Raw genomic sequence first — 25,303 nt, 5'->3', positions numbered from 1 at the left:
TAAGAGGACGTTCATTTTTAAAATTATTAGATTTTTCATCAGCAGAAATAAGATATTTCTTAGATTTATCAAGAGACCTAAAAAACTTAAAAAGAGCTGGTGTGTCTCATAAAAATTTAGACGGTAAAAACGTTGTTATATTATTTGAAAAAGACTCTACAAGAACTAGATGTTCTTTCGAAGTTGGAGCAATGGATTTAGGAATGGGTGTTACTTACCTAGGACCTACAGGATCTCAAATGGGTAAAAAAGAATCTATAGCAGATACAGCTAGAGTTTTAGGAAGAATGTATGATGGTATAGAATACAGAGGATTCTCTCAAGAAACAGTTGAAGAATTAGCAGCTCATGCAGGAGTACCAGTATGGAACGGATTAACAGATGAATTCCATCCAACTCAAATGATAGCTGACTTATTAACTATAGAAGAAAAATTAGGAAGATTAAAAGGTGTAAACTTTGTTTACATGGGAGATGCTAGAAACAACATGGGTAACTCTTTAATGGTTGCTTGTGCTAAAATGGGATTAAACTTCACAGCTTGTGCTCCAAAAGAATTATTCCCAGCTGAAGATTTAGTAGCTACTTGTAAAGAAATAGCGAAAGAAAACGGATGTACTATAACATTAACTGAAGATGTTATGGCAGGAACTAAAAATGCAGATGTTATATACACTGACGTTTGGGTATCTATGGGTGAACCAGCAGAAGTTTGGGAAGCTAGAATAAAACAATTAAAACCATTCCAAGTAAATAAAGCTGTTATGGATAATGCTCATCCAGAAGCTATATTCATGCACTGCTTACCAGCATTCCATGACTTAAAAACTAAGACTGGTGCTGAAATGCATGAAAAATTCGGTATAACTGAAATGGAAGTTACTGATGAAGTATTCGAATCTAAGCAATCAGTTGTATTTGATGAAGCTGAAAACAGAATGCATTCAATAAAAGCTATAATGGCTGCTACTATAGGTCTTTAAGAAGTAGCAAAAATCAAATAAACTACCATTTTTAATATGGGTAGATAATTCACAATAAGGTTATTGAAGTTTAATATTGAGATGAGTGGTTATATTTGTAAAAGTTAAAGTATAAGAAGATTCAAAACCTCTGTCTCGTTTTAAAAATGTAGGCAGGGGTTTATTTATTATAAAATATTTGATAGAGGTGGAAATATGAAAAAATTAGTTATAGCACTAGGGGGAAATGCATTAGGAAATAATGCTGAAGAACAATTACAATTAGTTAAACATACAGCAAAAACAATAGTAGATCTTGTTGAAGAAGGATACAACGTAATAGTTGGTCATGGAAATGGGCCACAAGTAGGAATGATAAACTTAGCTATGGACTTTGCATCAAATAACGGAGCAAATACTCCATTTATGCCATTCGCTGAATGCGGAGCAATGAGCCAAGGATATATAGGATATCATTTACAACAATCTATAAGAACTGAGTTAAAATCTCGTAACATAAATAAAAATGTTGCAGCTGTAGTTACTCAAGTTGTAGTAGATAAAGATGATGATGCTTTCAAAAACTTAACTAAACCAGTAGGAATGTTCTACACTAAAGAAGAAGCTGATAAAATAGCTGCTGAAAAAGGATTTACATTTGTAGAAGATGCTGGAAGAGGATACAGAAGAGTTGTTGCTTCTCCAGAGCCACAAGAAATAGTTGAATTAGAAACTGTTAAACAATTAGTTGATAACGGAACTATAGTTATAACTGTTGGTGGTGGTGGTATACCAGTAGTAGAAAATGAAGATGGTTCATTAACTGGTGTAGCTGCTGTTATAGATAAAGACAAATCAAGTGCTAAATTAGCTAAAGATCTTGATGCAGAAATGTTAGTTATATTAACTGCTGTTGATAGAGTTTGTATAAACTTCAATAAACCAAATCAAGAAGAAATAGCTTGTATGGATTTAGCAAAAGTTAAACAATATATAGCTGAAGAACATTTTGCAAAAGGTTCAATGTTACCTAAAGTAGAAGCTTGTTTAGATTTCGTAGAAGCTGGAACTAATGGACAAGCATTAATAACTTCATTAGAAAAAGCTAAAGAAGCTTTACGTGGAGAAACTGGAACAATAATAAAAAAATAATTAAAAAGATAGTCAATATATAGTTAAATGGAAAATGCTATCCTGTTTTGAATAGCATTTTCCAGATAATTCAATTCATATTTTATAAAAAATCTCAGTAATAATAAAATAAGTTATAATATTGTATATATATAAATTGAATAAAATGATAAAATAATCTAAGCTATATATTTGATAATAAATAGTGAAAAATTTCTAAGTGTTAAATTTAGAGGTAAATTTCAATTTAAAAAAAATCAATATGGGGGGGAAAAACTATCATGGAAAGCGAGACAATTGTTATGCCAAATGAGAAGACTAAAAAGAAATTTAAATTTCCATCTGCATATACTGTATTATTAACAATAATGATAGTTATTGCATTAATAACTCAAGTTGTGCCAGGAATAAAGAAAGCGGAATTATCTGATTTAGTTATGGCTCCAGTAACAGGTATGGTTGGAGTTAAAGACCCAGTGTTAAATGATCAAATAACTGCATCTATGGAAAAAGGTGGAATAAATGCAGCTTTAGAAACAATAAACAATGCTGAAGGAAAAAGTATAAGTGTTTGGAATCAAGGAGAACTTAAGGGTGCAATAGACGTTGCATTATTCGTATTAATAATAGGTGGTTTCCTAGGAGTTGTTACAAAGACAGGAGCATTAGATGCAGGAGTTGGAGCATTAGTTAAGAAATTAAAAGGTAAAGAAATAATGCTAATACCAGTTTTAATGTTTGTGTTCTCATTAGGAGGAACTTCTTACGGAATGGCTGAAGAATCATTAGCATTCTACGCATTAATAACTGCTACAATGATGGCAGCAGGATTTGATCCAATAGTAGCTGTTGCAACAATTTTACTTGGAGCAGGTACAGGAACATTAGGTTCAACAGTTAACCCATTTGCAATAGGAGCTGCAGTTTCAGCTGCTGGAGCAGTAGGGGTAGAAATAAATCAAGGTACTACTATAATAATAGGTGCAGTACTTTGGGCAGTAACATTAGGAATATCTATAGTATATGTTTTAAGATATGCTAAAAAAGTACAAGCTAATAAAGCGGCTACATTATTATCTAAACATGAATTAGATGCTGCTAATGAAGCATTCGGAAAAAATAACGAAGAAGTTATAGAATTAGATGGTAAAAGAAAATTAGTTTTAGGTTTATTCGCAATTTCATTCATAGTAATGATATTAGGTGTTATACCATGGACAAACTTTGGTGTAACTATATTTGAAGAAACTACAACTTGGTTAAATGGAGCTCCTTTAGGTTCTTGGTGGTTCCCAGAATTAACAGTATGGTTCTTCTTAATGTCAGTTGTTATAGGTATATTCTATAAAATGCCAGAACAAGATGTAGTAGATTCATTTATAGCTGGATGTGCTGACATGGTTGGTGTTGCTCTTGTAATCGGTATATCAAGAGGAGTATCTTTCATGATGGCAAATACAGGATTAGATTTATTTATATTAGATAAAGCATCTGGTGTATTAAATGGTGTTGCTGGTTTATTATTTGCAAATATGGCTTATGTAATATATATAGCATTATCATTCTTAATACCATCAACTTCTGGTCTTGCATCAGTATCTATGCCAATATTTGCACCTTTAGCTCAAAAGCTAGGTATATCTCCAGAGGTAGTAGTTTCAGCTTTCTGTGCAGGTTCAGGTATAGTAAACTTAATAACTCCAACATCAGGAGTTGTTATGGGTGGTCTAGCAATAGCTAAAGTAGATTACGCAAGTTGGGTTAAGTTTGCAACAAAACTAATGATTATGATATTCATAGGAATAGTAGTAGTATTATCAGTTGTACCTATGCTTTTAGGTCTATAATTTAAAATATATAATCCAATCACAAAACCATAAGGCTTTTTATGTAAGCTTTATGGTTTTTGTTTCTATAAAAATATAAATTTAAAAGTTTAGGAGATGTAGTAATTTGAGTTTAGTAAGTTTTTTAAGTTGTTTATATTTTGGATTTACAATGTTACTGTTATTTAAGCAAAAGACAATGGGCAAAATGTATATTTTATTCGGAGCTTTAACCTATGTATTTATAATAGGATATTCATCTATACCTAAAGTTCCAGCAAGCATGCAAAACTTTATGATATTCCTTATGTTCTCTTTGATGATAATTATATTTGGGATTATGAATGGAATATTAATGAAAGTTTTCAAAAGAAGTGATAAATTTTCAGTAATTGCAGCAATTATATCTTCGAGTTTATTAATATTAGTGTTATTTAACATAAAGGGATACTTAACGTATATGTATATACCTCTTGCACTTTATTTAATACAGAAAAAAATAAACAATATTATAGCTAAATAAAAAATAATGGGTCCTGATTAGTAAAATATAAACTTATCATTGAGGCCTATTATTTTTATGTACTATTAATTTGATATTAATAATATAAATTAGTGGATAAATGTTAGGGAGTTAATTATAATATAAATTAATAAAACTAATTAATGAAGTACATATATTTGTATGCTAGGATATTATAGGAGTTTATTTTTTTAGGAGGGAAATATAAAATGAAATCTGTTTTAGTTATGGGCGGAAATGATTTTATAGGTTCTGCATTAGCTAAATATTTAATTAAATGTGGGTATAGCGTAGATATACTTACAAATATTAATGTAGCTATAAAATATAAAGGACTAAAAGATCATTTACATTGTGACAGGAAATTAAGACATGATATGAAAAACGTTTTTACAAATAAGAATTATGAATATATATTTGATATGACAGCGCAGTCAAAAGAAGATATAAAGAATTTAATAGATTTTGTAGATGTAAAATACCTCAAGAAGTATATAGTTTTATCATCCGGAGCAGTATATAAAGATAGTAGCCATGGAGCTAAGGAGTACTATGAAAAAGGAGAGAATCAAAATTGGGGAAGATATGGTTTAAGAAAAAAAGAAGCAGAAGATTTTCTTATAAACAGTTCTTTGCCATATGTAATAATCAGACCTACATACATTTATGGAGAAAATAATAATCTTTATAGAGAATTTTATTTTTTTGATAGAATAGAACAAGAAAAGCCAATACCAGTACCAACAGGTAAAAATGTATCCACTCAATTTATATATATAGACGATTTTGTAAAAGTTTTAGAAAGTTTAATAAATAAAAATCATGTAAGAGAAGCTTATAATGTCACAAACCCACAATTAATTTCATGGAATGAACTTATACAAACCTGTGGAGAAGTAGTAGGTAAATCCCCTATAATAAAATTAGTAAATATAAATAAAGCTGAATATGAAGAAAGATCATATTTTCCATTTAAAAATATAGATTATAATTTAGATATAGATAAACTTATAGAACATGGTTTATATATACCAAATATTCTGTTGAAAGAAGGTATAAAAAAGACATATAAATGGTATAGTGGACATAAGCCGAAATTATCAGATAAGAGGATGGATAAAGTAGAAGACATAATTAAAATAAGCTAAATTTACAAGGAGAAAGTTTTGACAAAAAAGAATTTAATAAAATTTATATTATTTGTAACTATTTTTATCACAATATACTCAGCATTAATAGAGCCGAGTTTATTAGTTGTGAGAAAATATTCTATAGAGAATATTAAGAATAATCAAAGTAATAAAACATTAAAATTAGTTCAGATAACTGATACTCAAATAGGTTCTTTTTATGGAATGAAGAAATTGAGTGATATGGTAGATAAGGTGAATTCATTAAATGCAGATATAGTTGTTTTTACTGGAGATTTAATAGATTCATCAACAAAAAAAGCAGATTTAAAAGAAATATCAAGCAATTTAAAAAGAATAGACGCTAATTTAGCTAAATTCTCCATATTTGGAAATCATGATTATAGAAACAATAGAAAAAAAGATTACGAAGAAATAATGAAAAAATCTGGATTTAAATTATTGGTAAATGATGAAGAAAAAATATATTTAGATAATAAAAAAGTTATAAATATTATAGGATTAGACGAAATTTTATCAGGAAATCCTAATTTTAAAATTTTAGAAAATAAAGATAGTAAAGTAGTAAATGAATTTAATTTATTATTATTACATGAACCAGATTTGGTTGATAAAATAAAGATGAATTCTGTTGACTTAGCACTATCTGGTCATACTCATGGTGGACAAATTAGAATACCATTTAAAGGAGCACTAGCAACTCCTCCATATGGAAGAGAATATACAAAGGGATTTTATAATATAAAAGGTAATGAACTGTATGTTAGTTCAGGATTAGGTAGTACTAAATTACCATTTCGATTATTTAATATTCCAGAAATAGTTGAATTTGAAATATCAATAAATTAAATATAAAATATAGAAAAAATGAGCTGTCTAAAAATAATGAAAGTATATTTTAAGACAGCTTTTTTATATCTAAGTAATTTATTTTATTTTTTCTTTATCCCATATAAATAATTTTTCTGAGTTATTTAAAGCACCAAATAAATTCTTTTTAGTTCCAGGTATTTCTTTATTAAGTTTAGAGATAAGTTCTTTTATTTCTTGCCTTTTTGTGTTTTCATTTGCTGGACAAGGATTTTGAACAACTGGATAATTAAATTCTTTTGTGACTTTTTTTATCATATACTCGTCTATGTAAATCAGAGGTCTTATAATAGTTAAATCCTGCTTATCCATAATAGTTTTTGGAGAAAAACAGTTAACCCTACCTTCATAAAACATAGACATTAAAAATGTTTCTATAGCATCGTCCTTATGATGCCCAAGTGCTACTTTGTTACAGCCTAATTTATTTGCGTTATCATTTAAGGCACCACGTCTTAAATTTGCACATAATGAACACGGATTTTTTTCTTTTCTTATATCAAATACTATTTCTTTAATATTTGTTTGTATTTCGTAAAAAGGAATTTCTAATTTCTTACATAAATTGTGTAATATAGAGTTATCTACTCCTCCAGGATTCAAAGTAATAGCAATTAATTCAAATTTTTCAGGAGAAAATGATTGATATCTCTTTAATATATGAAGTAAAGTTAAACTATCTTTTCCACCAGAAAGGCCAACAGCTATTTTATCATTTTCTTGTATCATATCAAAATCTTTTATAGCTTGACGAGCTTTACTAAGAAGTTTTTGCATATATATTCCCCCATAAATTATATTTAAGCTAACCGTTTTTTACAGACAGCTAAAACATTATAACAAACTTAACAGTACTAAACAATTACAATAAATTTTATATGAAACAATTAATATATTAAAGCACTATATACTCAAAAAATTAATCATTGGCTTTGTCTATAAATAAATATTTAAGACATTTTTATGTATAATATAGAGAAATATATAATTTTTTGAAGTATAATATTAGAAAAGAAAAAATTAATCAATAAGGGGATAGGATTATGCAAAAAGTAGAGAGTTTTAAATTAGATCATACAAAGGTTAAAGCACCATATATAAGAAAGTGTTGTATATTAGATGGACTTAATGGCGATAAGGTTAATAAGTTTGATTTAAGATTTTTACAACCAAATGTAGAGGCATTTGGTACAGCTGCTATACATGGATTAGAACATTTGTTAGCAACATATTTAAGGGAAACATTAGACAATATAATTGATTTATCACCTATGGGATGTAGAACTGGATTTTATTTAATATTGTGGGGAGATGTTGATGCTAAAACAGTAAAAGAAGGATTAGAAAAAGCATTAGAAATGGTACTTAATTCAACTGAGATGCCAGCGGCTACAGAAATAGAATGTGGAAATTATAAAGATTTATCTTTATTTGGAGCCAAAGAATATGTTAAGAATGCTTTGAAAAAGGGATTTTCACTTAATATATATGGAGAATAATATATGAAGAAGGATTTTTTAAGCTTAATTGATATAAATCAAGATGAAGTATTAAGGTATTTAGAATATAAGGGACAAGAGATAAGCAAAGAGTTGATTGAAATTATAAATGAATGTAGAGATTTTACTAAACAAAGAATAAACCCTCGATATATATTGAGGGTTTATTCTTTAAAACATAAATCAGAAAATTCTAAAAGAAGTGAAATAATTAAATTAGAAGGAACAAATATAAATTTAGAAAGTCGAGATTTATACGATTTATTAAAAAACTGCAATAAATGTATAGTAATGGCAGCTACATTAGGGATAGAAATAGAACGAGAAATAAGAAAATATTCTTATCAAAATTTAACTAAGGGTATTATAATTGATGCATGTGCAACTACTGCAATAGAAGAAATATGTGATTTAATACAAAGTGAAATAAAAATAAAATTATTAAAAGATGGAAAATATATAACTCAAAGGTATAGTCCTGGATATGGAGATTTATCAATATTTAAAAATATAGATATTATAAATCTTTTGGATTCAAGTAAAGAGATAGGACTTACAATTACACAAAATGGAATAATGATACCAAGAAAATCGGTAATAGCTATAATTGGAATATCAGATTCGGTTACTATACATAATACAAAATCATGTAAAAACTGTAAAAATAATACTACATGTAAATATAGAAAAGAGGTTGAGGGATGTGGATATAAGGGAATACATAAGGAATAACATATTATTGTTTGACGGAGCTATGGGAACAATGCTTCAGAAGAAGGGACTTAAATTAGGAGAAAATCCAGAAGTATTTGGACTTGAAAATCCTGAAAAACTTAAAGATATACATAAAGAATATTTACAAGCAGGTTCAAATGTTTTAACAACAAATACATTTGGGGCAAATGAACTTAAGTTAGATAAAATAGGATATGAAGTTGAAGAGATTATAGACAATGCAATTTGTGTTGCTAAATCTGCAATTAAAATGGTAGATCAATCAATTCCAAGATATGTAGCATTAGACATTGGACCAATAGGTGAAATGTTAGAACCTATGGGAACGTTAAGCTTTGATAGAGCATATGAAATTTTTAAAAGACAAGTTATTCAGGGGGTTAAATCAGGAGCAGATATTATAATTATAGAAACTATGATGGATTTATACGAAGCTAAAGCAGCTGTTTTAGCAGCTAAAGAAAATTCAAACCTTCCTGTATTTTGTACAATGACATTTGATGAAAATGGTAGAAGCTTCACTGGATGTATGCCAGAGTGTATGGTAGCTACTATAGAGGGTCTAGGTGTAGATGCAATAGGTGTAAATTGTTCATTAGGTCCAAATTTATTATTACCTATAGTAAAAAAAATAACTGAAGTAGCTACAAAACCAGTTATAGTACAAGCTAATGCAGGACTACCGGATATAATCGATGGTCAAGCTGTATATAATTTAGGAGCAAAAGAATTTTATGAAGGAGTAAGGCAATTTATAGATTTAGGAGCATCTATAGTAGGGGGTTGTTGTGGAACAAATCCAGAATTTATAAAAGAAATTAATAATCATAAAAGTGAATTAAAAAAGATGAAAATTAAAAAAAATAAATCTTGTATAGTTTGTTCACCATCAAAATTTGTAAATATAAATCAACCAAGAGTTGTAGGAGAAAGATTAAATCCAACAGGACGAAAATTATTACAACACTCTCTTAAAAATGGAAACTTAGATTATGTGATAAATTTAGCGCTAGAGCAAATAAACGGTGGAGCTGAAATTTTAAATATTAATGTAGGTTTACCTGATATTGATGAAAAAATAATGATGCCAAAATTATTAAAAGAAATACAGTCAGTAATTGATACTCCATTACAGATAGACTCATCAAATATAGATGCATTAGAACAGGGATTAAGATATTATAATGGAAGGTCTATAGTTAACTCAGTCAATGGTAAAGAGGAATTGTTAGAAAGTGTTTTACCAATAGCAAAAAAATATGGGGCATGTGTTGTAGGATTAACGTTAGATGAAGAGGGAATCCCAAAAACAGCTGAAGGTAGGTTTAATATAGCTAAAAAAATAGTAGATAGAGCAAATTCTTACGGAATAGCTAAAAAGGACATATTTATAGATTGTTTATCTTTAACTGTTTCAGCTCAGCAAGAAGAAGCAAGTGAAACTCTTAAAGCAATCAAGATGGTAAAAGAAAAATTAGGAGTTAAAACTATTCTAGGCATATCGAATATATCTTTTGGTCTTCCAAATAGAAATGGACTTAATAGCTCATTTTTAATGTTAGCATTAGGTGCTGGTTTAGATTTACCAATAATAAATCCTAATGAAGATATTATGATGGAAGCTATAAATTCATTTAAGGTTTTAAATAATATAGATAAAGGCTGTACAAATTATATAGAAAAATATAATAAATCGGAGAATATTAAAAGTGTATTGCTAGATAATAAGAATAAAAAAGAACAGTCATTACAACAGATAGTAGAAAGAGGATTAAAAGAAGAAGCTAAATACTTAACTAAAAAATTATTAGAAAAGAAAAATGAAAATGATATATTAGATAAAATTTTAATTCCTGCTTTAGATGAAGTTGGTAAAAAATATGATAGAGGAGATATATTTTTGCCTCAGTTAATACAATCAGCAGAAACTGTAAAGGTATCTTTAAATGTAATAAAAGAAAAATTAATTAATAAGAGTAATAATGTTTATAAAGGAAAAATAATAGTTGCTACTGTAAAAGGTGATATTCATGATATAGGAAAAAATATAGTCAAAATAATGTTAGAAAACTATGGATATGAAGTAATTGACTTAGGAAAAGATGTGCCTATAGAAGAAGTCGTAAATCAAGCTAAAAGTAGAAAAGTTAAGTTAGTAGGATTAAGTGCGCTTATGACAACAACAGTTAAAAGTATGAAGGAAACTATAGAAGCTTTACGAGATAATAATATAGATGCAAAAGTATTTGTAGGAGGAGCAGTTCTAACAGAAGAATATGCAAAAAGGGTAGGAGCCGATTATTATTCAAAAGATGCAAGATCAGCAGTTGAAATAGCAAAATTAAATTTTAATGTCAAAAAATAGGGGAATATACTCTATTTTTTGATAAAAATAAATATACATTACATTTAAACGCAAAACTTGTAGAAAAAACTCACAAAAATATGATAAAATAGGAAGGTGATTCTTAGGGAGGGAAACGAATAATTATGGAATATGGACAGCATTATGCATTAGTTTTCGGAGTATCAGTTTTTGATATCTGTGGATTTACCGATACAAATTATAGATGTAACGACTCTAATCCTGGAAAGGTTAAAACTTCTTTTGGAGGAGTCTGTAGAAATATAGCAGAAAGTATGGCAAGAGTAGGAGTCAACACAAAGTTTATATCAATACTAGGTGATGATGAGACTGGTAAGAGAATGTTAGAGCATTCAAAAGTAATGAAATATGATATGAGCAACTCATTAATAGTAAAAGGTGGGAACACACCGACTTACATGGCCATTTTAAATGAAAAAGGTGAAATGGTGTCTGCTGTTGTAGATATGAAAATAATTGATAAATTTACAACAGACTTTATAGATCAGAAGAAAGACATAATAAAAAAATCAGAATATATGATTTTAGATGCGGATAGACCTGACATAGTGGAATACATCTTAAAAGAATTTAAAGATGAAACAAAATTTATATTAGATCCAGTTTCAGCAGCTAAGGCGAAACACGTGAAACATTTAATAAAATATTTTAATACGATAAAGCCAAATAGATATGAGGCTGAGATAATGTGTGGATTTGAAATAAAGAATGAGAATGATTTAAGAGAAGCAGGTAAATATTTCATTAATCAAGGAATAGAAAATGTATTTATAACATTGGATGAAGATGGTATATATTATAATAATGGTGTAGAAGAAGGTAAAATAAAAGCAAACAATGTAAAAGTGATTAATGTTACAGGAGCAGGAGATTCTTTTGTAGCAGGGATTGCATATGGATATATGAATAATGTAAATCTAGTAGATACTTTAAAGTTTGCGATAGCTATGTCAACTATAACTATATCAACTGAGGAAACGATACATCCAGATATGTGCCATACTTTAGTTCAAGAATATGTAGATCATATAAATTGGACTCATACAGAATTTAATAAATAAAAATTTATTAAATTAAATAATTTATATATAATAATAAATGTAGTATAATTAAAGTTAGAAATTAATCTTTTTAAGTTAAGATTAATTAATATAAAAATTTTTGTCGTCAACAATAAAAAAGGATGTTAGAATTTTTCATTTCTAACATCCTTTTTTTGTTTTAGTTTAAAATTAGAAAGCCCAGTTCCCTGATTTAAATATTTGAATTTGATTTCCATCATAAGTTTGTCCGATTATATCTAAGTCACTAGATCCAATCATGAAATCAACATGAGTTAGACTATCATTTATTCCGTAGTTATCAAGATCTTCAGATTTTAAGTTTTCACCATCCTTCATACAAGTTCGGTATGCAGCGCCAAGTGCGAAATGGCAAGATGCATTTTCGTCATATAAAGTATTAAAAAACACGATATTAGTATCAGAAATAGGTGATTTAAATGGAACTAGTGCAACTTCACCTAAATAATGAGATCCTTCATCTGTAGAAATTAGTTTTTCTAAAGTTTCATAACCTTTTTCAGCTTTACAATCAATTACTTTACCATCTTTAAAAGTTAGAGTAAAGTTGTCTATAACATTTCCTCCGTATACAAGAGGTTTAGTACTATGAACAAATCCATTTACTTTAAATTTATGTGGCATAGTATAAACTTCTTCAGTTGGAATATTAGCATTAAATTCAACTCCATTTGGATCTTGAGAAGAACCACTTAACCAAATATGACCTTCTGGTAATTCAACTGTTAAATCAGTTATAGATGATTTATATCTTAAAGATTTAAAGTTATTTTTATTTAAGAAATCCATTCTTGATTTTAAATCTTTATTATGTTGTTTCCATGCTTCTACAGGATTTTGATTTTCTACTCTTGAGCATTTAAATATAGCATCCCATAATTTTTCAACTGCATTTTCGGGGTTTTCATTTGGAAATACTTTTTTAGCCCAAGCTTCAGTTGGTACAGATACAATGCTCCATTTACATTTATCTGATAAAGTATAAGATCTCCATTCTTTAAGAGCTATACCAGAAGCTTTTTGGTAATTAGCAACTCTTTGAGGATCTACATTTTTTAACAAATCTGGATTTTGTGCATATATTGTTAAAAATGCTCCTCCTTCTTTAGCGATGTCTACATATTGATCAGCAATCCATTTAGGGAAATCATTAAATGTTTCTTCTGGAGCATTTAAATATTTTATTAAAGTACTTTCCTCATCTGACCATTCAATATGTACGTTTTTTGCACCATTTTGGTAAGCATGTTTTAAGACACTTCTAACGAATGAAGCACATTCAATAGGAGATCTAACTAGTAATATTTGACCAGATTGTATATTTACACCAACTTTAACTGCTAATTCAGCATATTTGTCTAAATTTTTATTAAAATCCATAATTTTATCCTCCTAAATTATATAGAAATAAGCAAATACTATAATTATTATAGCATTAGTTATATTTTACATTAGAATTATAATAATCATACTTGATTTATAATATAATTTACAAAAAATGCAAAATACAAAAAATAAATCTTTTTCTTTTAAAAACTATACAAAAATACTTAAAAAAACTTATAATATAATAATGGAATATGCAATTTTATGAATAGATGAAATATATATAGAAATATAAGATATCTTAAAAATAAGAGAGTTTGGATAAAAATTTTCAGTTAGGAGGCAGTGGATGGAGTTATATGATGCTATTTTTTATAGAAAATCTATAAGAAATTACTCTAATAAGCAAATAAAAATACCTTTAATGGAATCAGTCAAAGATATATGTAGCAATATAACTTATCTAAATAAAGATTTAAATATAAAAGCACATGTTATAGATAGAGGACATTTAATACATTTTTTAATGGGAAAAGGATGTAAAGTAAAGGCACCTCATTATATAGTAGTTACATCTAATAAGGGAAATGATTATCTACAAAATATAGGGTTTGCTATAGAAAATGTTGTTTTAAAATTAACTACATTAGGATTAGCTACATGTTGGCTAGAATGTAATCTAAAAAGGGAGGATATCTTAGAATTTGTAGAATTAGAGGAAATTGAAAGTGATGATGAAGATTATGAAAAAAAGCTAGAATATCCAGTGGCTATAATTGCGTTTGGATACCCAGAAAAGTCAGAGTCATTATTTAGACCTTTAAATGGAGAACCAGATAGAGAACGTGTAAAACATATTTCTAAAAATTTAGATAGAAAGTGGATTAAAATACTAAATGCAGTTAGAGTTGCTCCATCAATAAAAAATTGCCAACCGTGGATGTTTTATGGTGAAGAAAATATTATTAATATATATGAAGAAAAACAAAAAAAAGCTATTGAAAATATGAGTAAAATAAGTATGGGTATAGCTCTAAAACACTTTGATATAGCATGTAAAAAGTTTGATATAAAAGTGAAATATGCTAAGAAAAAACATAAGAATAAGATGAGTAAAGAATACTTTATAAGTATAGTTGATGTTGACAATGAATATACACAGTTGACATAAATGATAATTAATGTTTTAATTGTATAAAAGATAAGCTTTAACGTATCTCAGAGAGGATATAAAGTGAATGCTAATACCTAAAAACTTAAAAAAGATAAATTCCTTAAAAATAGTCCAGAGAGGCTAAAAAGGTTATATATAATGATGGATTAAATTGCATTTATAACCTCTAGCTATTTTAGCTAGAGGTTTTTTAATAAAATTATAAAAAATAAAATTATAAAGTCTTTTAAAATAGTCCAGCGAGACTAATAAGGATTTCAAGTTATATAAGGCTTTATTAAAAAGGAGAGATTAAAATGGTAAAAGGTAAAGAAAGATTAATCGTTGCAATTGATACTAATGAATTTGATAAAGCTAAGGAATTGATAGATGAATTAGATGATAGTGTAGATATATTTAAGGTTGGTTTAGAGCAGTATGTATCAACTAGAGGAAAAACTATCGATTATTTAAAAGAAAAGGGAAAAAAAATATTTTTAGATCTTAAATTTCATGACATACCTAACACTATGAAAAGTGCTGTAAGATCAGCTGTAAGGGATAATGTATGGTTAATGACAATACATGTATCTGATTTAGAAGGAATGAGACAATGTGCTTTAGTAGCAAAGGAAGAAGCAGAAAAATTAAATATAGAAAAACCTTTAATAGTAGGAGTTACAGTATTAACGTCATTGAGTAATCAAGATTTAAAAGATATAGGCTGTGATATGACAACAGAAGAACTTGCTATAAAAAGAGCAAAGCTAGCTAAAGAATCAGGAATAGATGGAATAGTTTGCTCAGCACAAGAAGTTGATAAAATAATACAAGTTTGTGGAGACGATTTTGTAACCGTATGCCCAGGGATAAGACCTACTACATCAGAAGTAGGTGATCAAAAGAGAGTAGTCACTCCTAGTGAAGCAATTAATAAAGGAGCACAGTATTTAGTTATAGGAAGACCGATAACTCAAGCTATAAATCCAAAACAATCTGCAATTAATATAGTTAAAGAAATAGAAAGTGTTTTATAATATTATATAAAATTTAAATGTATTAAAAAATAGCTAATACTGAAATATAACTGAATTTTAATTTAGGTATTATATTTCGGTATTAGCTAAGTTAATTAAAAAAATTAGTATTTTCTAGAATGAGATTTTTTGTGGTATTTACGGATAACATTTTGTGCCAAGCAAGAAAAACGAGGATTTATATAAGGTGCAAATTTATTAAATGCTATTTTGAATTTAGGAATTCCAAATTCTTCGGGAGCTATTTCATCTACATCAAAATATACTATTATTCCATCATCTGTAATATAAAAAGCTTGGTCTTCAGATATTTCAACTATCGTATTTTTATAATACATATCTTTATTCTGACTTATTTTATAGTTAATATAATCAGAAACAACTTTAATATAGTCTATCTTTTCAATAAATACATCCTTTAAAGTGATTTTATTTCCTGAAAGTAAATCGATATTATAATTATATAAATAATTATATTTAGGTCCATAATCACCTGCAAATCCCATAAGGCTTAAAATAATGCTAATAATATGGTTTTTATTAAATGTAACTGCATAATTCGATAAAACCTTATAATTTCTTTTAGGAAGGGCATTTTGAACAGCTGAATTATTATATTCTTGCTCTTCCTCAAGTAGGCCAGTTTTAAAAGTATAAACATCAGAATTGATAGTAGAGTTTAAATTGTTAAGTATATTTAAATCAACGAAAAAATATCCATTTTTAAAGTTGTAAAAAGTAGGATACATAAGGTTGTAAGAGAAAAAATTATCTCTACCAAAATCTTCATTAAATTGTGTGTACAAAATATTGTAGATACAATTAGTAACACTTTGAGCATTTTCCATTATTAACACCTCCCTTATTTTAAAATCAGTTATAATATAATATGATAATTAAAGAAATATAATTAACTATTTATAGTAAAAAATATTAATAATAATATTAATATTATATTTTCATTAATTTAAAATAGAATCTTAATATCAAATATGTTTGTTTATAGTTTAAAGAAAATATAATATGTATTTTATATTAATGTGAATAAGTAACAAAACTAAAGAATATAAAGTGTGTAAAATACCGAAAATATAAACGATTATATGATATAATACATAAGATTAACAGTAATTTTATCAGGAGGTAGTAAATGTTATTATTAGCAGATAATTGGAAAGAATATGAACTTATAGATATGGGTAACGGAGAAAAATTAGAGCGTTGGGGAGAGTATGTTCTTAGAAGACCAGACCCTCAGGTTATATGGCCAATGGCATCTGAGTGGGCTTTATGGAAAAATCCTCACGGACATTATCATAGAAGTAACAAAGGTGGAGGACAGTGGGAACATAAAAAAAGATATCCAGAGCAATGGACTATTGATTATAAAAATTTAAAGTTCCATATAAAACCAACTGGATTTAAGCATACTGGATTATTCCCAGAACAAGCAGCTAACTGGGATTGGTCAATGGAAAAAATTAAAAAAGCTAATAGACCTATAAAAGTACTAAATCTTTTTGCATATACAGGTGGAGCTACTGTAGCATGTGCATCGGCAGGAGCAGAAGTTTGTCACGTAGATGCATCTAAAGGTATGGTAACTTGGGCTAAGGAAAATATAGAACTATCAGGACTTCAAGATAGAAAAGTAAGATTTATAGTAGATGATGTAGTTAAATTTGTTGAAAGAGAAATAAGAAGAGGAAATAAATATGATGCAATAATAATGGATCCACCTTCTTATGGAAGAGGTCCAAAGGGAGAAGTTTGGCAAATAGAAGATAAATTATTTGATTTTGTTAATTTATGTATGGGCGTATTATCGGATGATCCGTTATTTTTCTTAATAAATTCTTACACAACAGGATTTTCTTCTATAGTATTAGAAAATGTATTAGATACTACTATAGGAAAGAAAGTAAAAGGTGGAAAGATATATGGAGGAGAGTTAGGAATACCAGCTTCTAGAGATGGTAAAGTACTTCCTTGTGGTATATTTGGAAGATGGGAGAGCAAATAATGATAAAGGTTATATATGAAGATAACCATTTATTAGTTGTAGAGAAGCCAGTTAACATATTATCACAAGGTGATGATACAAATGACAAAGATATGGTTAATCTTTTGAAGAGCTATGTAAAAGAAAAGTATAATAAACCAGGAAATGTATTTATTGGATTATTACATAGATTAGATAGACCTGTTGGTGGAGTTATGGTATTTGCAAAAACATCAAAAGCAGCATCTAGATTATCAGAACAAGTAAGAAATAAGACTTTTAAGAAAACATATAGAGCTGTTATTCATGGAAATATGAAAAAAGGTGAAGATACTTTAAAAGATTATCTTTATAAAAATAAAAAAACTAACATGGTTAGTGTAGTAAATAAAGCTCATAAAGATGCAAAAGATGCAGAGTTAAGTTATAAGACTTTAGACTCAAAACAAGGGTTTAGTCTTGTTCAAATAGATTTAAAAACAGGTAGACCGCATCAAATAAGGGTTCAGTTTGCAAGTAGAAAACATCCTTTGGTTGGAGATCAAAGATATGCTCAAGATATAAATAAAGTTGGTCAACAAATATGTTTGTGGTCATATAAGATAGAAATTAATCATCCTACAACAAAAGAAAAAATGGAATTTGTTTGTGAACCTCCAAATGAATATCCATGGGATATATTTTAAAAATATAATTTAGTTAAATGAAAAAGGGGCTGTCTCAAAATTTTATTTTGAGATGCCTCTTTTTTTACTATAGGATTATATTTTGATAGCATTTTTGTAACACTGATCTAAATTAATATATAGTAAGTAAATATTAAAAAAATGATAAAACTATTATAGTATAATAGTTTTAGAAGTTGTATGAAAATAAAAAATAGAGGAGAAAGTATGAATAAATATACAGGATTTTATATTGATAAGCCTATTGGCAATAATATTTTTTCATATGAAGAAAGAAAAAATAAAAAAATTTATGTGCCAAAGTTAATTAAAGGAAATCTAGAAGATGTTAAGGTTGGGGAAAATATAGTTTTTAATGAAATAGATGAACTTGATGAAATAAAAGCAAAAGGGCTAAGATATATGGTTGAATATAACATAGATAAAAAAGATGTGTATATATTTGACAATCATAATCATGCGTTTTATTTTTGGATGAAAAGTCTTAATCTAGAGCATTTTACTAAAGGATGTAAATTGATTCACGTAGATCAGCACAAGGATATGAGAGAACCTGAAAATTATGATGTAGATATATTAAGTATAGATGATATTTTTAGGTATACTAATAATGTATTAAATGTAGGCAATTTTATTAAACCTGCGCTAGAACATAATATATTCTCAGAAGTAGTTATAATAGATAGTTCATATGGATTTAATTTAGACATAGAAGGAGAGTTTGTTTTAGATATAGATTTAGATATATTCTCTAAAGATATGGATTATATTTCTTATGATTTAAGAATAAAAAAGATTCAAGAACTTATAAAAAAAGCAAAGGTAATTACAATAGCAAGTAGCCCATTTTTTATAGACCAAGAGTATGCTATAAAAGTGTTAAAAGAATTATTTAATTATGATATAATATAAGAGTTAAGCCGATATTAAAATAGTATAAGGAAAATATTTAGATTTTACAATCTTATTAAAAAGATTTTATACTATAATAAAAAAGATTTTTAAATTAGTAGGAGGAAAAAAGTATGAGTTTATATACTGAATGGAGAAATTTAAGTGATAATCACGCAAGTCAAGAAGAGGAAATAAAGTTCTGGGAAGAATATTTAAAAGTAGAAGCTGGAATATACAACGAAATATTAAATAATAAAATAGAAACTGTAGAGGGTACAGTAGCTGAATTAGCTGAAAAGTTTAATACTTCAAATGAATACATAATGGGATTCATAGATGGAATCAGTGAAAGTGTAACAGAAGAAATAAACTTAGAAGAGGTAGAAGCTGATAAAAAAGTTTCTATAAAAATAGACCTTGAAAAATTATACTACAACATGGTATCAGTTGAAGCTCATTGGTTATATAACTTACCAGGATGGGAAGAAATATTACCAGCTGAAAAAAGAAAAGAAATACAAAAAGCATATAAAAACTCTAAAACAATAGTTAAAGAGAACAAAGTAGGAAGAAATGATGCTTGTCCATGTGGAAGCGGTAAAAAATACAAAAAATGTTGTGGAAAGTAAGGTAATATTATGTTTATTTTAAGATTTATTGATGATGAGGATAATCTATCTGTTAAGGAATTTACTTCTTTAAGTAGTGTAAAAGAGTACTTAAGTCAGAATAATCTAGAAAAAACATGGCATCAAATTGAAGAGGTAAAAAAAGTAGTACCAAATCTAAAAGAAGATTAAAAATAAGAAGAGGCAGACCCATAAGGGTTTGCCTTTTTTAATAGTAGTGAATGTATTAAAAATATTTATTATTTGCTTATATCAGCTAAGTCTTTAGCTATTTGAGCTGCAACTTTAGCGTTGTTATAAACTAACTCTATGTTAGCTTCTAAACTCTTACCATCAGTTATAGTTTTAACTTTATCTAGTAAGAAAGGAGTAACTTTTTTACCAGTTATATTATTTTCTTCAGCTTCTTTTAATGCTGTTTCTATAGCATTGTTAATAGTATCATAATCCATTTCAAATTCTTGTGGAATTGGGTTACCTATAACCATACCACCTTTTAAATTTAAGTCCCACTTAGATTTTAAAGCAGTTGCAACCTCCATAGAAGAATCTACTTTGTAATCAACTCCAAATCCACTCTTTCTTGTATAGAAAGCAGGAAATTCTTCAGTACCAAATCCTACAACAGGTACTCCGTTAGTTTCTAAGTATTCTAATGTTAAACCTATATCTAATATAGATTTAGCTCCTGCACATATAACAGCAACATTAGTATTAGCTAATTCTTGTAAATCAGCAGATATATCGAAAGTTTCTTGAGCTTTTCTATGAACTCCACCGATACCACCAGTAGCGAATACTTTAACACCAGCTAAAGAAGATAATATCATAGTAGTGGCAACTGTAGTAGCGCCATTTAATTTTTTAGCAATTACAAAAGGTAAGTCTCTTCTACTAGCTTTAACAACATTTTTGCTAGTTCCTAAGAATTCTATTTCTTCATCAGTAAGACCAACTTTTAAAACTCCATCTATTATAGCTATAGTAGCAGGTATAGCACCATTTTCTCTTATTATTTTACTTACATTTTTAGCCATTTCTATGTTTTTAGGATAAGGCATACCATGAGAGATTATAGTTGATTCTAGAGCAACTACTGGTTCTCCTGCTTGGATTGCTTTTTGAACTTCAGGATGTACTTGTAAATATTTTTCTAACATAATATCTTCTCCTCTAATATTTTATTTATATAGTCTACAGACATATTTGGATTTATTGTATTTTTATGAGATAGTGCTATTATTGATGCAGCCATAGAAAACTTAGCAGAATACTCTAAGTCAAAATCATTTAAATGGCTATAAACAAGTGCAGATGTAAATGCGTCACCAGCACCAGTAGCACTAACTATGTCAATCTTAACACCCTTCACATGAATACTTTTTTGTTCATTAGCACAAAATACTCCATTTTTACCAAGAGTGATAAATACATTCTTTACTCCTGTATCTAAAAAATATTTAGAGCAGAGTTTAACGTCTTCTAAGTTGTTAATTTTAATACCTGATAATGATTCAGCTTCATATTGATTTAATTTTATGGTATTAAAACGACCAGTTATATTTTTTATCTTCATACACTTTGAAGTAGAAACTGTGTCAATAAAAATAGGTATATGTGAATAATTTGTAGTAATAAAGTTTATTACTTCTTCTGATAAATTAGTATCTATTATTATAGCCAAAGAATCATTAATGTGCTGATGCTTTGACTGAATATAAGATAAATCTAATTTATCTAGTATATCCATATGAGATATAGCAACATGCATATCACTAGAATTATTAAGTATAGAAACGTATATTGAAGTTGAATATTCATTTGAAATATAACAATCATCAACATCTATTCCGTAGCTTTTACATTCTGATAATATTTGATTGCCATATAAATCATTTCCAACTGCAGAAATAAGCTTTGTACTTACTCCTAGTCGACGTATATTATCGGCAATATTTCTACCTACTCCCCCTAAAGATATATCTACTTTTCCAGGGTTAGAATCAAACATAACCAATGGGTTTTTAGGAACCCCTTGGATATCAATATTAGAACCTCCAATAACTGTTATATAGTTATCTTTTTTTAATATATAACCTTTACCCCTTATGTATCCTTTTTTCATAAGGTTAGTTATATGTACTGCAGTAGAAGAACGAGTTATAGATAACTTGTCTGCTAACTCTTGTTGAGAAATCATAGGGTTTTCTTTTAAAATTTCTAAAATTTCTTTTTCTCTATCAGTCATAATCATCACCAAAAATTAATATTTGCTTATTCAGATAAGCATTTGTTTAAAAATATAATAGCACTATAGTTTCTATTTTTCAACAAAAATATGTTTTATATTATGAAGGAACAAAATACTTTATCGAACATATTATAAATTAAGATAAACTTTATTAGGGAGGACAACTATGAAAATAGGAGATATAGTAGCTAGAAAATCATACAATAAAGATATTATATTTAGAATAGTGAGCTTCAGTATTGATGATAATAATGAGAAAATAGCTACATTAAATGGGATTGCATTTAGAGTTATTGCTGATGCATATTTAAATGATTTAGAAATAGTGAAAATGCCAGATATCAAAGATATCTTGATAGATAAAGATGTAGAAAGCTTATTATACAAATCAATGAGAAAAGCTAAAGAAAGACAGAAAAAAATGAATAGAGCCGCTCCAAAACTTCAAACTAATACTAATGTTTATGGTATGCCAGGTAAGGTTTTGCAAATAGATGGAGATAAAGAATATCTAAAGCTATGCTTAGATGTTTATACTCAATTAGGAATTCCTGCTATAGGAGTAGCTATACCAGAAGCAAATCAATATAAAGAGGTTAAAGCTCTTTTAGAAAAGCATAACCCAGATATTTTGGTAATAACTGGTCATGACGCACTTACATCAAGAAGAGGTAATGTAGATGATATAAACAATTATAGAAATTCTTTAAATTTTATTAAAGCAGTTAAAGAAGCTCGTAAATGGGAACCTAATTTGGATAATTTAGTAATATTTGCTGGAGCATGTCAATCAAATTATGAACGAATAATAAAAGCAGGAGCTAATTATGCTAGTTCACCAGGGAGAATAATGATACATGCATTAGATCCTGTATTTGTTGTTGAAAAAATAGCATGTTCAAGAATAGATATAGTAGTACCTATAGATGAAGTTATAGAACAAACGGTAACCGGTATAAAAGGAATTGGAGGGTCTGAGACAAGAGGAAAATTTAGATGGGCTATGCCTAAATCTATTTTATATTAGGAAAAGTAAAATTATACAGTATATCTTAAAAAATACTATTGACTTTTGAGCCAAAAATATATAAAATAATTAGTTTAAACGTTTGACAAAAAATCATATGTATGATATTATGTAAACATACAAACGTTTAAAGAAGGTGATATTATGGCTACTGTTCAGACCTTAGATAAAATAAGACAAAGTTTACAAAGACATTTAGGAAAAAAGATATTACTAAAGGCAAATAAGGGAAGAAAGCAGATTATTACAAAAAAAGGGATACTAGAAAAAGTTTATCCTAGCGTGTTTGTTGTAAAATTAGATGATGAGACTAATGGATATTCAAGAGTATCTTATAGTTACTCAGACTTATTAACAGCTAATGTAAAATTGCAAGTTTTTAAAGATCAAAATAAATTACATGTAAGTTAAAATTATACCTATTAAAAATAGGTGTAATTTTTTTTTGTCCATTTAAATATAAATATAGTGTGATATTTTTATTTTGTAGAGGGGGGCAAGTATGGAACTAATTAAAGATGTAATTAAAGTTGATAATAGAATAGACTTTGGTAAATTCCAAACATTTATTGAGACAGAGGCGGTTGTACCAGACAAAAAGTCAGATGTATATGATATTGTAAAAACAGAAGGGTACATAGCTCTAAAGAAAATAGAGATAACAGAAGGAAAAATACTTTGTAGAGGAAGTTTTAACTACAATGTAATTTATATTACAGATGATAAGAATACAGTTTCTAATGTGAATGGAAAAATAGACATAAATGAAGTCATAGAAAAAGAAAATATAGTTCAAGATATGGAATACATGTTATTTCCAGAAATAGAGCATATGGACTGTACTATATTAAACGAAAGAAAAATCAGAGTAGGAGCTCTTATGAATATAAGAGGTAGTCTATTTGATAAACAAAGATTAGATATAGTAAAAGATGTATCTCAAGTAGAAGGAATTCAAAAGCATAGAAAAGAAATTTGTTTTCAAGATATTGTAGGTATAGAAAAATCAGAAAGTGTAATTAGAGATACTATAACTATAAATACAGAAGAAGTTCAATCGATAATAAGTTTAAATCCATATGCAAAAATAAAAGAAAGTAGAGTTGCTGATAATAAAGTTATAATAGGTGGAGTTTTAGAGATAAATCCATTGGCATGTACATACGATGGAGATTTAGTAGAGTTAGATAAAGTGGGAATAGAGTTTACTCAGTTTATAGAAGTTCCTGGTGTTTGTGATGGCATGACAGAAGAAACTTTATTATCTATAGCAGATTTTAATTATGTATTTAAACAAAATAATGATAATAATACAGGTCTACTTGAAATAGATAGCACTATATGTTGTAAAGTTAAAGTTACAGATGAAATTACAAGAGAAGTTTTGCAAGATGCATATTCACCACAAAAAATTATAAAATTTGATCATAAGCTAATAGGATTAAATAAAGCACTAAGTAGTACAACAGAGAGCTTTGTAGTTAGAGAATCTATAAGAAATGATAATGATGACATACAAATTAAAGATATAGTTAGTGTTTGTCCATCTATATCTATAGAAAATGCATATATAGAAGAAGACAAGAGTGTAATACAGGGAATAATAAAAATTGATATATTATATATTCCAGTTGAAGGATTAAGATTAGTATATAAATTAAGTGAAGAGATACCTTTTGAACATGATATTACGATAGATAATTTAACAGAAACATCAACTGTATTTAATACAGCATGTATTGAAAAAGTGGAAGTTGATTTAAATAGAGATCAAATTGACGTTAATATAAAAGTGAAGAGATTCACTGAAGCAATTGATAAAAAATCAGAAAGTTTTATAATAAAGGGCGAAGATCAAGGTGAATACGACTTAACTAAGGCTCCAAGTATAATAGTATATATATGCAAAGAGGGAGAATCTCTTTGGAATATAGCTAAAAAATATAATACTACAGAAGATGAAGTTGCAGAGTTGAATGAAATTAAAATTGATGAACCTCTTAAACCTGGCAAATGCTTAATTTTAGAAAAAAAAGTAGTTTTAGTAGACTAAATATTTCATAAAAATGAATAATAGGGGATTCTAATCCCCTATTATTTTATTTTTTGTAGTATAATGTTTATAGTTAAAAT

General features: G+C 27.8%; 25 protein-coding genes. 20 read left to right on the top strand and 5 right to left on the bottom strand.

Annotation, left to right across the window (positions count from 1 at the left end; genetic code table 11):
- The 6 genes from argF to CHF27_RS10530 all read left to right on the top strand — a co-directional run.
- On the top strand, nucleotides 1-983 hold a 983-nt coding region (gene argF / locus CHF27_RS10555), incomplete at its 5' end, for an ornithine carbamoyltransferase (RefSeq protein ID WP_115976165.1).
- Nucleotides 984-1,178: 195 nt separating this feature from the next.
- The gene (arcC, locus tag CHF27_RS10550) at nucleotides 1,179-2,114 is read left to right on the top strand and encodes a carbamate kinase (protein ID WP_095406743.1); all 936 of its coding nucleotides are present in this window, start codon (nucleotides 1,179-1,181) and stop codon (nucleotides 2,112-2,114) included.
- 260 nt (nucleotides 2,115-2,374) lie between these two features.
- Nucleotides 2,375-3,940, top strand: coding sequence for a YfcC family protein (locus CHF27_RS10545; protein ID WP_243445001.1), 1,566 nt, complete (start codon nucleotides 2,375-2,377; stop codon nucleotides 3,938-3,940).
- 106 nt (nucleotides 3,941-4,046) lie between these two features.
- Complete coding sequence (locus tag CHF27_RS10540) at nucleotides 4,047-4,442, top strand: hypothetical protein (protein WP_095406742.1); 396 nt, start codon at nucleotides 4,047-4,049, stop codon at nucleotides 4,440-4,442.
- A gap of 209 nt (nucleotides 4,443-4,651) precedes the next feature.
- Nucleotides 4,652-5,590, top strand: coding sequence for an NAD-dependent epimerase/dehydratase family protein (locus CHF27_RS10535; RefSeq protein WP_095406741.1), 939 nt, complete (start codon nucleotides 4,652-4,654; stop codon nucleotides 5,588-5,590).
- Between the two features lie 18 nt (nucleotides 5,591-5,608).
- The gene (locus tag CHF27_RS10530) at nucleotides 5,609-6,442 is read left to right on the top strand and encodes a metallophosphoesterase (protein WP_243445000.1); all 834 of its coding nucleotides are present in this window, start codon (nucleotides 5,609-5,611) and stop codon (nucleotides 6,440-6,442) included.
- Between the two features lie 78 nt (nucleotides 6,443-6,520).
- On the opposite strand, the gene CHF27_RS10525 is transcribed toward CHF27_RS10530, so the two are convergent.
- A complete protein-coding gene (locus CHF27_RS10525; protein WP_199533662.1) occupies nucleotides 6,521-7,240 on the bottom strand; it encodes a tRNA 2-thiocytidine biosynthesis TtcA family protein in 720 nt (239 codons plus the stop codon).
- A 266-nt stretch (nucleotides 7,241-7,506) separates the two neighbouring features.
- Between CHF27_RS10525 and CHF27_RS10520 the strand changes: the two genes are divergently transcribed.
- The 4 genes from CHF27_RS10520 to CHF27_RS10505 all read left to right on the top strand — a co-directional run bounded on the left by CHF27_RS10520 (nucleotide 7,507) and on the right by CHF27_RS10505 (nucleotide 12,144).
- Nucleotides 7,507-7,962 carry an S-ribosylhomocysteine lyase gene (locus CHF27_RS10520; RefSeq protein ID WP_095406739.1) on the top strand — a complete coding sequence of 152 codons (456 nt, stop codon included), beginning with the start codon at nucleotides 7,507-7,509 and terminating at the stop codon, nucleotides 7,960-7,962.
- A gap of 3 nt (nucleotides 7,963-7,965) precedes the next feature.
- Nucleotides 7,966-8,694, top strand: coding sequence for a vitamin B12 dependent-methionine synthase activation domain-containing protein (locus CHF27_RS10515; protein ID WP_095406738.1), 729 nt, complete (start codon nucleotides 7,966-7,968; stop codon nucleotides 8,692-8,694).
- A complete protein-coding gene (locus CHF27_RS10510) occupies nucleotides 8,666-11,062 on the top strand; it encodes a homocysteine S-methyltransferase family protein (RefSeq protein WP_095406737.1) in 2,397 nt (798 codons plus the stop codon). Before CHF27_RS10515 ends, CHF27_RS10510 begins: the two co-directional genes overlap by 29 nt.
- Before the next feature lie 125 nt (nucleotides 11,063-11,187).
- Nucleotides 11,188-12,144, top strand: a complete 957-nt coding sequence (locus CHF27_RS10505) for a carbohydrate kinase family protein (RefSeq protein ID WP_095406736.1) — start codon at nucleotides 11,188-11,190, stop codon at nucleotides 12,142-12,144.
- Between the two features lie 171 nt (nucleotides 12,145-12,315).
- On the opposite strand, the gene CHF27_RS10500 is transcribed toward CHF27_RS10505, so the two are convergent.
- Nucleotides 12,316-13,545, bottom strand: a complete 1,230-nt coding sequence (locus CHF27_RS10500) for an aminopeptidase (RefSeq protein WP_095406735.1) — start codon at nucleotides 13,543-13,545, stop codon at nucleotides 12,316-12,318.
- Between the two features lie 295 nt (nucleotides 13,546-13,840).
- On the opposite strand from CHF27_RS10500, the gene CHF27_RS10495 reads away from it, so the two are divergent.
- The gene (locus tag CHF27_RS10495; RefSeq protein WP_095406734.1) at nucleotides 13,841-14,662 is read left to right on the top strand and encodes a nitroreductase family protein; all 822 of its coding nucleotides are present in this window, start codon (nucleotides 13,841-13,843) and stop codon (nucleotides 14,660-14,662) included.
- 299 nt (nucleotides 14,663-14,961) lie between these two features.
- Nucleotides 14,962-15,681 (top strand): orotidine-5'-phosphate decarboxylase, encoded by a 720-nt coding sequence (pyrF, locus tag CHF27_RS10490; RefSeq protein ID WP_095406733.1) that lies wholly within the window; start codon nucleotides 14,962-14,964, stop codon nucleotides 15,679-15,681.
- 104 nt (nucleotides 15,682-15,785) lie between these two features.
- Here pyrF and CHF27_RS10485 read toward each other — a convergent pair whose 3' ends face one another.
- A complete protein-coding gene (locus tag CHF27_RS10485; protein WP_095406732.1) occupies nucleotides 15,786-16,529 on the bottom strand; it encodes an RsiV family protein in 744 nt (247 codons plus the stop codon).
- Between the two features lie 302 nt (nucleotides 16,530-16,831).
- Between CHF27_RS10485 and CHF27_RS10480 the strand changes: the two genes are divergently transcribed.
- The 5 genes from CHF27_RS10480 (at nucleotide 16,832) to CHF27_RS10460 (ending at nucleotide 20,063) form a co-directional block, all read left to right on the top strand.
- The gene (locus CHF27_RS10480; RefSeq protein WP_095406731.1) at nucleotides 16,832-17,704 is read left to right on the top strand and encodes a class I SAM-dependent methyltransferase; all 873 of its coding nucleotides are present in this window, start codon (nucleotides 16,832-16,834) and stop codon (nucleotides 17,702-17,704) included.
- Nucleotides 17,704-18,369, top strand: coding sequence for an RluA family pseudouridine synthase (locus CHF27_RS10475; RefSeq protein WP_095406730.1), 666 nt, complete (start codon nucleotides 17,704-17,706; stop codon nucleotides 18,367-18,369). The genes CHF27_RS10480 and CHF27_RS10475 overlap by 1 nt, the downstream gene beginning before the upstream one ends.
- Nucleotides 18,370-18,576: 207 nt before the next feature.
- Nucleotides 18,577-19,281, top strand: a complete 705-nt coding sequence (locus CHF27_RS10470; protein WP_095406729.1) for a peptide arginase family protein — start codon at nucleotides 18,577-18,579, stop codon at nucleotides 19,279-19,281.
- Nucleotides 19,282-19,394: 113 nt separating this feature from the next.
- On the top strand, nucleotides 19,395-19,892 hold the full coding sequence (locus CHF27_RS10465) for an SEC-C metal-binding domain-containing protein (RefSeq protein WP_095406728.1): 498 nt from the start codon (nucleotides 19,395-19,397) through the stop codon (nucleotides 19,890-19,892).
- 9 nt (nucleotides 19,893-19,901) lie between these two features.
- Complete coding sequence (locus CHF27_RS10460) at nucleotides 19,902-20,063, top strand: hypothetical protein (protein WP_095406727.1); 162 nt, start codon at nucleotides 19,902-19,904, stop codon at nucleotides 20,061-20,063.
- 68 nt (nucleotides 20,064-20,131) lie between these two features.
- Here CHF27_RS10460 and CHF27_RS10455 read toward each other — a convergent pair whose 3' ends face one another.
- Both CHF27_RS10455 and CHF27_RS10450 read right to left on the bottom strand, forming a co-directional pair.
- On the bottom strand, nucleotides 20,132-21,052 hold the full coding sequence (locus tag CHF27_RS10455; protein WP_095406726.1) for a pseudouridine-5'-phosphate glycosidase: 921 nt from the start codon (nucleotides 21,050-21,052) through the stop codon (nucleotides 20,132-20,134).
- Nucleotides 21,046-22,140, bottom strand: a complete 1,095-nt coding sequence (locus tag CHF27_RS10450) for a PfkB family carbohydrate kinase (RefSeq protein ID WP_095406725.1) — start codon at nucleotides 22,138-22,140, stop codon at nucleotides 21,046-21,048. The genes CHF27_RS10455 and CHF27_RS10450 overlap by 7 nt, the downstream gene beginning before the upstream one ends.
- Before the next feature lie 169 nt (nucleotides 22,141-22,309).
- On the opposite strand from CHF27_RS10450, the gene yabG reads away from it, so the two are divergent.
- The 3 genes from yabG (at nucleotide 22,310) to CHF27_RS10435 (ending at nucleotide 25,223) form a co-directional block, all read left to right on the top strand.
- Nucleotides 22,310-23,170 (top strand): sporulation peptidase YabG, encoded by an 861-nt coding sequence (gene yabG, locus CHF27_RS10445; RefSeq protein ID WP_095406724.1) that lies wholly within the window; start codon nucleotides 22,310-22,312, stop codon nucleotides 23,168-23,170.
- Between the two features lie 144 nt (nucleotides 23,171-23,314).
- Nucleotides 23,315-23,581, top strand: a complete 267-nt coding sequence (locus CHF27_RS10440) for a Veg family protein (protein ID WP_095406723.1) — start codon at nucleotides 23,315-23,317, stop codon at nucleotides 23,579-23,581.
- Between the two features lie 91 nt (nucleotides 23,582-23,672).
- Nucleotides 23,673-25,223 carry a DUF3794 and LysM peptidoglycan-binding domain-containing protein gene (locus CHF27_RS10435; protein WP_095406722.1) on the top strand — a complete coding sequence of 517 codons (1,551 nt, stop codon included), beginning with the start codon at nucleotides 23,673-23,675 and terminating at the stop codon, nucleotides 25,221-25,223.
- The last annotated feature ends 80 nt before the right edge of the window (nucleotides 25,224-25,303 follow it).

Origin of the sequence: Romboutsia maritimum (assembly GCF_002251085.2) — a bacterium.
In the GTDB taxonomy this organism is placed as follows: domain Bacteria; phylum Bacillota; class Clostridia; order Peptostreptococcales; family Peptostreptococcaceae; genus Romboutsia_B; species Romboutsia_B maritimum.
The sequence above is the reverse complement of the archived record's forward strand: the minus strand, read 5'-3'. Positions and strand labels throughout refer to the sequence as shown.